7 protein-coding genes, 2 tRNA genes and 8 pseudogenes are annotated in these 11,841 nt (G+C 65.8%); 12 read left to right on the top strand and 5 right to left on the bottom strand.

Annotation, left to right across the window (positions count from 1 at the left end):
• Positions 1-215: 215 nt before the first annotated feature.
• The 3 genes and pseudogenes from FQ389_RS02830 (at position 216) to FQ389_RS02820 (ending at position 3,128) form a co-directional block, all read left to right on the top strand.
• Positions 216-914, top strand: a pseudogene (locus tag FQ389_RS02830) (ANTAR domain-containing protein).
• 28 nt (positions 915-942) lie between these two features.
• On the top strand, positions 943-2,028 hold the full coding sequence (gene galT, locus FQ389_RS02825; RefSeq protein ID WP_407662732.1) for a galactose-1-phosphate uridylyltransferase: 1,086 nt from the start codon (positions 943-945) through the stop codon (positions 2,026-2,028).
• Positions 2,025-3,128 (top strand): galactokinase, encoded by a 1,104-nt coding sequence (locus tag FQ389_RS02820; RefSeq protein ID WP_144205993.1) that lies wholly within the window; start codon positions 2,025-2,027, stop codon positions 3,126-3,128. Before galT ends, FQ389_RS02820 begins: the two co-directional genes overlap by 4 nt.
• Here the strand turns inward: FQ389_RS02820 and FQ389_RS18825 are convergent.
• Positions 3,125-3,602: pseudogene (locus FQ389_RS18825) on the bottom strand (hypothetical protein). The gene FQ389_RS02820 and the pseudogene FQ389_RS18825 overlap by 4 nt on opposite strands.
• Before the next feature lie 6 nt (positions 3,603-3,608).
• Here FQ389_RS18825 and FQ389_RS18820 point away from each other — a divergent pair.
• A pseudogene (locus FQ389_RS18820) lies at positions 3,609-4,049 on the top strand (hypothetical protein); the annotation flags it as partial.
• Positions 4,050-4,084: 35 nt separating this feature from the next.
• Positions 4,085-4,969 (top strand): annotated as a pseudogene (locus tag FQ389_RS21070) (glycoside hydrolase domain-containing protein); the annotation flags it as partial.
• Here the strand turns inward: FQ389_RS21070 and FQ389_RS02805 are convergent.
• Positions 4,966-7,350 (bottom strand): lysylphosphatidylglycerol synthase transmembrane domain-containing protein, encoded by a 2,385-nt coding sequence (locus FQ389_RS02805; protein WP_144205992.1) that lies wholly within the window; start codon positions 7,348-7,350, stop codon positions 4,966-4,968. The pseudogene FQ389_RS21070 and the gene FQ389_RS02805 overlap by 4 nt on opposite strands.
• Before the next feature lie 247 nt (positions 7,351-7,597).
• On the opposite strand from FQ389_RS02805, the pseudogene FQ389_RS02800 reads away from it, so the two are divergent.
• From FQ389_RS02800 to FQ389_RS18795, 3 pseudogenes are all read left to right on the top strand, one after another.
• Positions 7,598-7,798, top strand: a pseudogene (locus tag FQ389_RS02800) (nitroreductase family protein); the annotation flags it as partial.
• Between the two features lie 86 nt (positions 7,799-7,884).
• Positions 7,885-8,335 (top strand): annotated as a pseudogene (cynS, locus tag FQ389_RS02795) (cyanase); the annotation flags it as partial.
• Positions 8,322-8,525: pseudogene (locus FQ389_RS18795) on the top strand (patatin-like phospholipase family protein); the annotation flags it as partial. The pseudogenes cynS and FQ389_RS18795, both read left to right, overlap by 14 nt.
• A 51-nt stretch (positions 8,526-8,576) precedes the next feature.
• Here FQ389_RS18795 and FQ389_RS02790 read toward each other — a convergent pair.
• The 3 genes and pseudogenes from FQ389_RS02790 to FQ389_RS02780 form a co-directional block, all read right to left on the bottom strand.
• Positions 8,577-9,272: a crotonase/enoyl-CoA hydratase family protein gene (locus FQ389_RS02790; protein ID WP_144205991.1), complete on the bottom strand. Its 696-nt coding sequence runs from the start codon at positions 9,270-9,272 to the stop codon at positions 8,577-8,579.
• 84 nt (positions 9,273-9,356) lie between these two features.
• Positions 9,357-10,107 (bottom strand): annotated as a pseudogene (locus FQ389_RS02785) (hypothetical protein).
• 187 nt (positions 10,108-10,294) lie between these two features.
• Complete coding sequence (locus tag FQ389_RS02780) at positions 10,295-11,017, bottom strand: MBL fold metallo-hydrolase (RefSeq protein WP_144205990.1); 723 nt, start codon at positions 11,015-11,017, stop codon at positions 10,295-10,297.
• A gap of 110 nt (positions 11,018-11,127) precedes the next feature.
• On the opposite strand from FQ389_RS02780, the gene FQ389_RS02775 reads away from it, so the two are divergent.
• From FQ389_RS02775 to rpmG, 4 genes are all read left to right on the top strand, one after another.
• The gene (locus FQ389_RS02775) at positions 11,128-11,340 is read left to right on the top strand and encodes a type II toxin-antitoxin system VapB family antitoxin (RefSeq protein ID WP_144205989.1); all 213 of its coding nucleotides are present in this window, start codon (positions 11,128-11,130) and stop codon (positions 11,338-11,340) included.
• A 74-nt stretch (positions 11,341-11,414) separates the two neighbouring features.
• A tRNA-Thr gene (locus tag FQ389_RS02770) sits at positions 11,415-11,487 on the top strand.
• A gap of 36 nt (positions 11,488-11,523) precedes the next feature.
• A tRNA-Met gene (locus FQ389_RS02765) sits at positions 11,524-11,597 on the top strand.
• A gap of 42 nt (positions 11,598-11,639) precedes the next feature.
• Entirely contained in the window at positions 11,640-11,807 is a 168-nt protein-coding gene (gene rpmG, locus FQ389_RS02760) for a 50S ribosomal protein L33 (RefSeq protein WP_144205988.1), read from the top strand.
• Positions 11,808-11,841 lie beyond the last annotated feature (34 nt).

The following is an 11,841-nucleotide window of genomic DNA, read 5'->3' as shown; positions in this document are numbered from 1 at the left end:
TCTCGCTGCGAAGCTCCAGCCGTGCCGTGATCACCGCCCGAGACTGTCGATCGCTGCGCAACGACGTCGCCTCGTCCATTTGGCGTGCGCGGTTACAGATCGACCGATCGCGCGAACTCTGCCGGATCTCCGAGGAGCGGCTGCGCCAGGGTGGCGGGACACGCCGGTGGGGATCCGGCGCCGGCCGCCGTCCCGACCGTGTCGAAGTGTGCGCCATGGCTTGGGAACTAGACGGTCAGACAGCAGCCCTCGAACAGGCACTCACCGGGGGCGAACCGCAATCGGTGGGCTGGTTCCGGTTCTACATTCGAAGACCAACGCTGGGAATGGTCCGAGTGCTTGCAGCGGCTACACGGCTACGAACCGGGGACGGTGACACCCACCACCGAACTCGTGCTGTCGCACAAGCATCCCGACGAACCTCGGCAAGGTAGACGGCGACGATCAACAAAATGATGGCCAACCGGCAGGCGTTCAGCACCCGGCACCGCGTCGTCGATACCCGCGGTACGGTCCACCACGTCGTCGTCGTGGGTGGCCAGGTCTGCGACGACGGCGGCAACGTCATCGGCACCCACGGCTTCTACGTCGACGTCACCCCCAAGCGTCCGTCCGAAGACGCGATCACGACGAAGGTGGCGGCCATCGCGGAACGGCGCGGCGCGATCGACCAGACCAAAGGCATGCTGATGCTGGTCTACGGCGTCGACGAGGCGGCCGCCTTCAATCTGCTCAAGTCGCTGTCCCAGGTGCGCAACATGAAACTGGCATTGCTCGCCCAACAGATCGCCAAAAATTTCTGCCAGTTGAGCGCCGACGGAATTGCGCCGCGCATTGTGTTCGACGAACTGCTGCTCACCGCGCACGAGCTCGTTGCCGACGCGATGGAGGACTCGCAGAGCACATCGGCCTGATCGACGGGCGGCCAGGCTAGTCTTCGACATCGTGACAGCGCCGATCCGGGCGAAGCTGGCCGACGGCCGCGATCTGTTGTTTTTCGCGTTGCCGGGGCACCTCCCGGCGCCCGTCGCTGATCGCCGACCGTTGCCGCCCCGGGTACCGGACCAATCGCAGCTGCGGTACGACCGGGCGACCGGCCGGTGGGTGATCGTTGCGGCGTTGCGTCAGGACCGCACCTACAAGCCGCCGCCCGACCAGTGCCCGCTGTGCCCCGGACCGACGGGCCTCACCAGCGAGGTGCCCGCACCGGACTACGACGTCGTGGTGTTCGAGAACCGGTTTCCCAGCCTTTCCGGAACCGGCGCGCCGTTGGGGGCGCCGTCGGGTGCCGGCTTCGCCGCGGCGCCCGGACATGGGCGGACCGAGGTGATCTGTTTCTCCAGCGATCACACCGGGTCATTCGCGCAGCTGCCGCCCGCCCATGCGCGGCTGGTCGTCGACGCCTGGCGGCACCGCAGCGCCGACCTGATGGCCGCACCGGGCATCGAGCAGGTGTTCTGTTTTGAAAACCGTGGCGAGGAAATCGGGGTGACCCTGACTCATCCGCACGGCCAGATCTATGGCTACCCGTTCCTGACACCCCGAACCGCCGCGATGCTGGGACAGGCAGACACGCATCGAATGTGCCATGGCGACAACCTCTTTGCCAGCCTGCTGGCCGCCGAGATCGCCGACGGCAGTCGCATTGTCACCCGCAACGAGCTGTTCACGGCATTCGTGCCGTTCGCCGCGCGCTGGCCGGTCGAGGTGCACATCTACCCGAACCGGTTCGTGCGCAACATCATTGATTTGGATGACGCCGAACTCGACGCCTTCGCGCGACTCTATCTCGACGTCCTGGGCCGCTTCGACCGGATGTATTCGGCTCCGTTGCCCTATATTTCGGCGCTGCACCAATTCGCCTACACCGAGGCGCAGGCCGAGGGTTATTTCCACGTCGAGCTGATGTCGATCCGGCGCAACGCCACCAAGCTCAAGTACCTGGCGGCCTCCGAATCGGCGATGGACGCGTTCATCAGCGATGTCACCCCGGAAAGCGTGGCCGAGCGACTGCGGGGACTGGGGTGACGGTCCACTACGCTGCACCGGGACGGATCAACCTGATCGGGGAGCACACCGACTACAACCTCGGGTTCGCGCTGCCGATCGCGTTACCGCAGCGCACGGTGGTGACGTTCACGCCCGAGGATACCGACGCGATCACGGTGCGCAGCGATCGCGCCGACGGGGCGGTGCGCATCCCGCTGACCACCGCCCCCGGCGACGTGCCCGACTGGGCCGGTTATGTGGCCGGGGTGATTTGGGCGCTGCGCCGGGCCGGACACCGGGTGCGCGGCGGGACGATGTCGATCACAGGCACGGTGGAAATGGGATCGGGGCTGTCGTCGTCGGCGGCACTGGAATGCGCGGTGTTGGGCGCGCTCACCTCGGCCGCTGGTGTGCAGCTCGACCGGATCGAGCGGGCCCGGTTGGCCCAGCGCGCCGAGAACGAATACGTCGGTGCGCCAACGGGTTTACTCGACCAACTGGCCGCGCTGTACGGGCAACCGTCAACGGCGCTGCTGATCGACTTCCGCGACATCACCGTCGACCCGGTGGTCTTCGACCCGGACGCGTGCGACGCCGCGCTTCTGCTGATCGACTCGCGGGCCCGGCACCGGCACGCCGGCGGCGAATACGCGGCCCGGAGCGCGTCCTGTGAGCGGGCGGCCGCGGCGCTGGGGGTGTCGTCGCTGCGGGAGGTCCAGGACCACGGCACCGCGGCGCTGTCGGTAGTCACCGACGTGCTCGACCACCGGCGGGCCCGTCACGTGCTGACCGAGAACCGCCGGGTATTGGATTTCGTTGCCGCACTGCGTTATTCGGACTTTGTCTCGGCTGGGCGGCTGATGACGGCCTCGCACGCGTCCATGCGGGACGACTTCGAAATCACCACCGCCCATCTGGACCTGATCGCCGACACCGCCGTCGCCGGCGGGGCGTTGGGCGCCCGGATGACCGGCGGCGGCTTCGGGGGCTCGGTGATCGCGCTGGTGCCGGCTGATGCCGCCGAGGCGGTCGGTGGCGCGGTGCGGCGGGCGTTGCGCGAGGCTGGCTTCGACGAGCCGGCGATCAGCCGAACGCGTGCGGCCGCGGGGGCAGGGCCGTGCGGGCCGGGCGGCGGCTAGGCGGCCGGGGTCAGCCGGATCGCCCCCAGCTGCATCCAATCGACGGCCTCGCCGAACTCCTCGAGGGTCGGGATGCGTTTGGTCGCGGAACTTCAACCCGATCATGGTTTGCGTGCGGCACACGCCATACGATTCGGCGCAGCGGTGATACAGGTCGGAAACGACGGCGCGGTCGCGGATGAGCTCGCCGCGCATCGCGGTTTTCTTGCCGTCGTAGACAACCTCCGCGGGGGCGCCGCCCGGGAAGTTCTGCTTCCACGGGGCGCCGGTCAGCGCATACAGTTCGTTGTCGATCAGGTGGGCGTTGATCGGAAGTGTGAACGGCCGCCCCGTCTTTCGCCCGGTGACGCTCAGCACCATCAGCTGCTTGCGGGTCGGGCCGGCAAGCGGGGTGCGCAGCAGGAAACCGAGCACCGGGTTGACGAGCTTGAGCAGGGCCGACGGGGGTGACCGGCGTCGATCGGGTACGGCTATGCTGCCATGTCCACACGGTACGGCGCACGACTGCCGCGAGTATGCGTTTTGCGATTTCGGCGCCGCCCTTTGCGAATCACCTACGCAACAGCGCAGACATCGCAGACATGCAGCATTAGAGACAGCTATGAAGTCGCGACGGATCGTAACCGCAGTCGTCGCGGTGACGGCCGTCTTCATGACATTCGTCTCACCGGCCCCGCCGATGGCTTCGACGGTGAGCTGGCCTTCGCGCTCGACCCCGTCGAGCACGTCGACACGCTCATCGGTACCGGCAAGGGCGGCGAGACCGTGGGCGAAATCGACAACTTCCCCTGGGCCACGGTGCCGTTCGGGATGGTGCAGTACTCGCCGGACACCGTCGGCAACTACGCCGGCTACAACTTTAACGATCCCCGCTCGACCGGGTTCAGCATGACGAACGCGTCGGTGGGATGCGCGGCCTTCGGCGATGTCTTGATACTGCCGACCACCAGCGCTCGGGGACGCAAACACGTGGCGACAGGCTGGACCGCTCACCAAAGAAACTCAACGAGGGCCCGAACGAGCCGTACCTCTGGGCAGGCAATGAGCCCGGCTTCGGGGTGCCGTGGCTGTACAACTACATCGGCCAACCATGGAAGACCCAGCTGACGGTCGACCGGGTGCGGGGGCTGTTCAGCGCCACCCCGGATGGCGCACCGGTAACGATGATTTCGGCGCCCTCTCCAGCTGGTATGTGTGGGCTGCGCTCAGGCTGTATCCGGAAACACCCGGAACGCCGATGCTCACCATCAACACACCGCTGTTCGACCGGGCCATAATCAAGCTTGCGGCAGGTAATTCCATCCGTATCTCACGCACCCGGGGCATCCGGACCGAGCCACCAGAAATACCTGAGTGGTCTGAGTATCGACGGCAAGCCAACTGATCACACCTAAGTTCCCGAGGCGATCATCCGTCCGGCGGCGAACTCGCGTTCTCCGTTGCCACCCATCCGCACACGGGCTGGGGTGTGTGCGATGCCTCGGCGCCGCCGTCGTTCCGGGCCGGGAGCTCCGCGGTGACCCTCAACGTCGCCCAGCCCGTCGTCACGATCGCGCTCGGTCAGCACCGCCGACGCCAAAATAGACGCCCAGCGCATGATCGACGATGTCGACGGCCACCACCTTACGGGTGCGTCCGTCATCGCCGGGATCACCGCGGCGCCGATATCGGGACAGTTCGCCTCGGACGGGTCCGCTGCGGTCAACCTGCCGGTCACCGTTGCACGGTCGGTGCCGGATGGCTACTACTTCCGGTACCTCATCGCGATGGTCGGTGAGAGTGCCCGGAGGTCAACCATTGTGGTGTTCGTCGGGGCCAAACGCGACGAACCGGCCGGCTAGACCATGTCGTTGTCGGCCAGCCAGCGCATCACCGGCCAGCCGATGAACACCGGAAGCCAGCAGGTCAGCACCCGGTACAACAGCACCGACGGCACTCCGATGGCGGCGGGTACGCCGAAGGCGGCCAGACCACCGATCAGCGCCGCCTCCACCGCGCCCACACCGCCGGGGGTCGGCGCGGCAGACGCGAGGGTGCCGCCGACCATCGTCACCACCGTGCAGGTGACGAACGGCGCGCCGCCGCCGAACGCCTGCACGCTGGCCCACAATGCCAGCGCGGCGCCGAGAGTTGTTCCGGCACAACCGAGGATGATCAGCACGAGACGTTTGGGTTCGCGGACCAGTTCGACGAGATCGCCGGCGACCTCCTGCACCCGTGGACGGACCGCCGTCGACAGCCAGCCCCGCAGCTTGGGCACGAACAGGAACGTGCCGACGATGCCCAACGCCACACCGCCGATCAGGCCGATCAGGTAGAGCACAGTGGCCCCGGGGACGAAATGCGACAGATCCATCGACGCACCCGCCACCGTGCTGAACAGGATCAGCAACATCAGGTGCATGATCACCTGCACCGACTGCTGCAGCGCCACCGCGGCGGTGGCCCTCATGACGGACAGGCCGCCCTTCTGCAGGATCCGGCTGCTCAGCGCCAAGCCGCCGACTCCGGCCGGGGTGGTGGTGGCCGCAAAGGTGTTGGCCACCTGCGCGATCGACAACTTCCAGAAGTTCACCGTGCCGTCGGTGCACGCCCACAACGCGGCTACCGCACCCACATAGGTCGACGCCGAAATCGCGACACCGAGCAGCGCCCACCACCAGTTCGCCGTTCTGAGTTCGGAAAAGAACGTCGGCACGGTGCTGATGAACGGATACGCTACGTAGACCAGCGCCCCCAGCAGCACCATCTGGATCACCTGGCTGCGGGTGAACCGGGTGATGGTCTGCTTCTTGATCTGATCCGCGCCAGTCTGTGATTTGACTTCGGCGCGCGCGGCGGTAATGACGCTGGATGTGTCTCCGACGGATTTCCGAACACGTTTAGGCACAGCGGATTTGGTGAGACGCCGGGATGCGGTCAGGATGGTGTCCTTGCCGAATGTGTCGATCGCCGATCGCACCGCCGACTTCGCGTCGTACAGCGCTGTCGTGGTTACCAGCAGCTGCGCCAGGTCGGATTGGAGTTGAGCTTCAGTGGCGCCGTACTCGGCATTGCCGAACCCACCGAAGAGCACCGTCCCCTCGTCGACGGTGATCTCGTGGCGGCGCAGATCACCGTGCGAAATCTGATAGTCGTGCAGCCTTCGCAGCGACTCCCACACCCGCGCGACCGGCGTGGTCTTCGTGCATTCGTCGAGCGGGATACCCCGAATCGGCTTGTGCGCGTAGAGCGTCCAACCGCGATCGAGGGCTGCGAATGCGAGCGTCGACGTGTTTGCCACGCCCACCTCGTTGATCGCGATGGTCATCAGTGCGCGATGCTCGACGGCGCGACGCATCGAGGCATGCAGGGGTGCGGTCTCCGCGTCACGCAGTCGCAGCTTGCGCCAGAGCTCGCGCAGCGCGCCGCCGCTGCGCTGATGAGGCCCGTACAGCTCGATCGCGGCCGTCGAATCCGGATCGCCGGAATCCGTCGACAGCACAATCGGTCCGGGCCCGGCGGGACGGACCACCATGAGCCGCGACACGACAAATCCCCGCTTGGCCATTGCGTGCACCGCACCCACCAGCGGTACCTCCAGCGCCGGGGTGCCGACCACTAACACCACCAGCGCGCCGACGAACCATCCCACCGCCAAGCCCACCAGCGAGCGGGCCGGGACGATGGCGCTGATGATCAGATGGATCGGGACGAACGCGAGCAGCAGCGCCCACCACCAGTGCCGCCAGCGGGCCGGGAGCCACGGCCCGGAGACGGTCAGCACCGCGGCCAGCATCGCGATCCAGCGCGGGTCGTCGAGGAATTGCGCCGGCAGTGCGCTCAACCGGTCCGACACGTCGAAATGCCATCGGGGCGCCGCGAGTCGGTTGCTGCTGATCGACAACGGCAGCGCGGCGAGAAAGGCGGCGGCGCCGTACGCGCCCAGAAGTTTCCACTGCCGCGCGACGACCAAGCCGATCAGGATCATGAACGGCAGCGCCAAAATCGCGAATCCGTACAGCAGATACACCACATCGGATTGCGTCGGCGACAACACCCCGACAATTTCCGAAACCGACTTTTCCAGCCGAACCCAGCTGGTGCGGGTCACCAGCGAGCCGGTGATGACCGTCGCGAGAAACAGGGTGGCCAGGATCAGCCGCAGAATGTCGTTGGTGTGCCGGTTCACCGGTTGCAGCAAGCGGCCGGAAAAGTTGATGTCGAGCCCGTCAACTCGCATGCGAACAGATCCTCCGGGTCGCGGCCGCGCGGTTAGCGGCCCGCCGACAACTTAACCGGATACCGCCGGGTAGGGGGCATGACCTGCCGGAGAGGTTGTTTACCTGCGGCCGGAACCTCGCAAGTGCGCGGCCGGCAGACACAGCGGCGGACAGCTCGCTCCCGTAAGGTCGCCCACGAAGGGTGCCGACCGGGAGGAAGTGAACATGGCCAGAACCGAGAACGACAAGCTGGTACATCACCGAACGCTCGCCGCCACCGACCTCGGCATCGGCACCGGGCACTCCTCGGTGGGCGATCAGGAGAAGGCACGCGCCATCCTCGGGGTGCCGGACGACCACCTGGTCGCCTTCATGCTCGGCGTCGGCTATCCGGCCGAACGTCCGCTGACACCGATCCGCAAGCCGGACCGCCGGCCGTTCGACGTGGGCGTCCACCACGGCCGGTGGCGACGGGCCCCGGCTGAGGAGCGGGTTACAACGCGTCTTGTCACGGTGGCAGGGCCGACGCAGGTCGGATGCCGCATGCTTGACCCATGAACAGAAACGAGATCACCGAACAGATCGTCGTTGCGCGCCTGACGCGTGGCCTCACCTGGCAGGAGCTGGCCGACGCCATCGACCGTCCGGTGATGTGGACCACCTCGGCGTTGCTGGGGCAGCACCCGATTCCGCCGGAACTGGGCAAGCAGCTGGTCGAAAGGCTCGGTCTGGACCAGTCCGTGGTGCCGGTGCTGGCCGCACTGCCGATGCGCGGGGGCCTTCCCACCGCGGTGCCTACCGACCCGACCATTTACCGCTTTTACGAGGCGCGGCAAGGTGTACGGGGGCGCCATCAAAGAACTGATCCACGAGCAATTCGGCGACGGCATCATGAGTGCGATCAACTTCAGCGTCGACCTACAGAAGAAGCCGCACCCGTCGGGCGACCGCGTCGTCGTAACCTTCGACGGCAAATACCTTGCCTACGATTGGGTTTCCGCAGACCCACCTCAACCAGCCGTGGGTCGCCACCCGGGCGATCGCGGTGGAGTCGACCGATGTGGGTGTCCTCGACTTCGATATCGGTGCCGACCGCCTTGAGGCGCTGTACGAAAAGTGTCATCAGGCCGCGCAGGACTTCCTGGCGACCTGGAATTGGTCGACGTATCTCAAGCGGTTCCGCTGGGCCGTTTGACGCCGGCGACGCAAGGTGAAGTGACGGGCGGCTACGGTCGTCGCCTCCTCCTTACAGGCCAAATTCGGCTTCGATGCCGTCGATTCCGGCGCGCAGCGCCTTGAGGGTGTCGGCGCGGGCGCGCAATTTCGTTGCGGCGTGCGCGTTCTGGTGTAGGCCGGCGAATTCCTGCGCGGCCTCCTCGGCGCGACTGACCACCACCTCCGGCAGCACGATCTCGTCGACAAACCCTGCGGCAAGGGCGGTTTCGCCGAAGAACGCCTTGGCCAGCCCGGTGGCCTGCTGATACGCCGACGGCGTCAGCCGCAGCTTCATGATCTCCAGGGCTGCATACGGGATGGTCATGCCGATCGCCACCTCGTTGGCCTGAATGTTGTAGGCGTGGGCGGCCACCCGGTGATCGCCGGAGGACAACAGGAACGACCCCATCGCTATGGCGTGCCCGGTGCAGGCGATCACCACCGGTTTCGGGTAGGACAACAGCCGATACGACAACTTGAAGCCGCCCCGTAGCATGTCGATCGCGGGCTGCACCTTGCCGGAAGTCAGGATCTTCAGGTCGAATCCGCCACTGAACACCCGGTCGTTGCCGGTGAGCACCAGCGCGCCGACGTCGTCGCCGTCGGCCTGGTCGATGGCCTCATTGAGGGCGGCCTGCATGGTGGGGCCCAGCGCGTTGACTTTGCCGTCGTCCATCCTGATGACCGCGATCGCATCCTTGCGGCTGTAGGTGACCGGACCGCTCATGGTTACTCCTTCGCGACGGGCAGCGAAGTCGATTGAATCAGATCGACCAACCGCCACCCCGCGGGGCCGGCCGTACCGCGCCGGTTACGCCTGCTGGACGTGGTGACCGGCGGGATCTTTGCTGGTGCCGCCCCAGCGCAGGCCGACGTCGGTCGGCGCATCTTGTTGCCGAACGCGCCAGCGATCCCGAGTTTCGCGCACCGCGTTGTTGATTCGTTCGATCTCGCTGCGGAACACGTCGGCGCGCGTTTCATTGCTGGCGTAGTGGAAGTAGATCAGCAGGCCGTGGACCAGTTCCAGCTTCTGCTTCTCCCGCTTGGCGAGGTCGTGCGTGGTCATCAACTCGATCCGCTGAACCGGCGGCAGGGCGTCCCAGTCCAGCACGACGTCGGTGTGCAACTGCGGCCGCTCGCGCTGCCAGAACCGCCAGCCGCGCGGCTTGTCGGGGCGGTCGAAGTAGGTCACCGACCCGGTGAAGCGAGACTCGATGGCCGCGCCGATCTCGGCGGGGTCAAGCGCCGAATCCCAGATCAGACGCCACTCCTGCCCGGGCACGAGTACCGGTATTTCGCTGGGCAATCGCAGTTCCACGACTTCGGCGTAGCCGTCGGGAATTCTCGTATTCGGCCACCGTCGACGGACTCGCGAAAGAAAAACGAATGTAGTTGGCGGCGGTCTGACAGAAATTCCGGACCACCAGCTCGATCACGTGCCATTCGGCGGCATGCGGTTCCATCTGCACGCCGACGTGCGGGCGAGTCTGCTCGGCGGCCAATCGCCGGCCGCGGCTGAGCTGGTGGTTGATTACGATCAGGGCGACGATGCCGAGCATGATCGCGGCCCATGCTAACCAGGTGCTGGACTCAAGGTTGGTGAACCCGTGCTAAGTGCCTTGTATCCACCCCGTTGAACCCATGTGACTCCACCCCTCCGCTCATATGGCAGCGATGTGCACCCGAGATTCTGCTGGCACGGGTGCCGAAGCGCAATGACTCCCGTGTGAGGGAAGCCCACGCAGTCCGTCAGCCGCCCATCAACATTCGCCACTGGTCGATATTTGTGGCCCGATACACATAGTTGGAGCGCTTGACCTCGGCCAGCGGTGCGCTCGGTTCGATGGAATACCAATGCCCGGGAAATACCGTCGGATCCCCGGGCAGCGCGGCCAGCTGCGCCAGACTGCGGTACATCTCGTCGGAGTCACCTCCGGGAAAGTCGGTGCGCCCGCAGCCCTCCAGGAACAGGGTGTCACCGGCGACCAGCTGCCCGTCCAGCAGGAAGCACTGGCTGCCCGGCGTGTGACCGGGTGTGTGCAGCAGCTCGATCTCGATGTCGCCGATGCCGAGCTTGTCGCCGTGCTCGTGGGCGGTCAGATCGGCGATCGCGATTCCGGTAACTCGCGAAACCCAAAGTGCTTCATGGGTATTCACATGCACCGGTACGCTGACCCGCTCCAACAGCTCGGCCAGACCGTTGAGTTCGAAGCCCATCATCGAACCGCCCACGTGGTCGGCGTGATAATGGGTGACCAGGACGCCGGACGGGTGCATGCCGTACGCCTCGAGGATGTCGACGAGTTCTCCGGCGGCATACGCCGGGTCGACCACCACGCAGTCCCCGGTCTGCCGATCGCCGATCAGGTAGGCGAAATTGCGCATCTGGGTCGCGAACGGGTCGCCGACGGCGAAATCACGTCCGGCGAGCAATTGACGGAAATACAGCCGGTCCGCTGACGAGTCTGGCACCCGAACAGCCTATGACCCGAGTGGGTGGCCCACATTCGTGGGCGTGTTTCGGCCCGTCAACCGCGCTTTTCGGAACGATTGAGCGGGTTTGCCGCGGGTATTGTTTGTCCATGCTGAAAAAAGTCGAGATCGAGATCGACGACGATCTGGTCCAAGAGGCAATCCGTCGGTATCACCTGGCTGACGCGCGCGAGGCCGTCCATCTCGCGCTGCGCACGCTGGTCGACGGCCCCGGGGCCGCGGAAGGCGAACAAGAGGACATCTACGACGAGTTCAGCGACCTCGGCGCGTGGCAGCGGCACCGAAACGGCGGCCCGGGGTGACGGTTTGGTGCCGCCACGCGTGGCACTGTACCCTCTTTTAAGCCCGAGGCAAGACTGATCGCTACGGGTTCCAAGCCCCCTTAGCTCAGTCGGTAGAGCGTTTCCATGGTAAGGAAAAGGTCAACGGTTCGATTCCGTTAGGGGGCTCGGCGGACGCCGAGCAGGCGGACGGCGCGTGCCAGAGGCGATGTAGCTCAGTCGGTTAGAGCGAACGACTCATAATCGTTAGGTCGCCGGTTCGAGTCCGGCCATCGCTACAACACACTAATGTGCAATGTGCATCGTGAGAGAGAATAGACATGGCTTCCAGTACCGATGTGCGGCCAAAGGTCACTTTGGCCTGTGAGGTGTGCAAACACCGCAACTACATCACCAAGAAGAACCGCCGCAACGATCCGGACCGGCTGGAGCTGAAGAAGTTCTGCCCGAACTGCGGCCAACACCAGGCGCATCGCGAGACGCGCTAGTCAGCTCCGACCGATTCGACCATATTGACCAGGT

Source organism: Mycobacterium tilburgii, from assembly GCF_902168065.1.
GTDB lineage: Bacteria > Actinomycetota > Actinomycetes > Mycobacteriales > Mycobacteriaceae > Mycobacterium > Mycobacterium tilburgii.
This window is presented reverse-complemented; position numbering and strand designations above follow the sequence as displayed.